Annotated in this window: 1 protein-coding gene; it reads right to left on the bottom strand. The window is 37.8% G+C overall.

The genetic code is table 11. The annotated features are described in order from the left end of the window. Window positions 1–49 precede the first annotated feature (49 nt). Window positions 50–444 (bottom strand): sigma-70 family RNA polymerase sigma factor (locus tag HMPREF3106_RS07405; RefSeq protein ID WP_048962646.1); only part of this gene is annotated, 395 nt, incomplete at its 5' end.

Below are 444 nucleotides of genomic sequence, written 5' to 3' on the forward strand. Positions count from 1 at the left end.
TCTGTTGCCTTTACAATGAGAGGAAAGGGAATCATAGGATATTGTGTTTTCATTCTTCAAATTCCTCCATAAACTTTTTGATTAAGGCTAGTCCACTGGTTCTATGCCGATAGACAGTAGAACGGTTCAATTTCAACAGGTCTGCAATTTCTGAATCGCTCATGTCCATAAAGTAAAACAGCAGTAGAATTTCACGTTTCTTGTCTGGCAACTCACGTAATGCTTCACTCAACAAATCATTTTCAACGCCTACTGATAACCCATTGAGTGTAAAAATCTGAAAGTCAGTTGAATAGTTATCTGTTGTCGCAAACTGGCTAACAAGATAATCGCCAACATCCGAAAAGGACACCTCACGCTTTGCAATCCTTGAAAGATAAAGCATATAATTCTTTCGCTCGTCTTCCATAGCACGTTTACAGATATAGTCAAACTGATTTTCTA

This window comes from Granulicatella sp. HMSC31F03, from assembly GCF_001807725.1.
In the GTDB taxonomy this organism is placed as follows: domain Bacteria; phylum Bacillota; class Bacilli; order Lactobacillales; family Aerococcaceae; genus Granulicatella; species Granulicatella adiacens.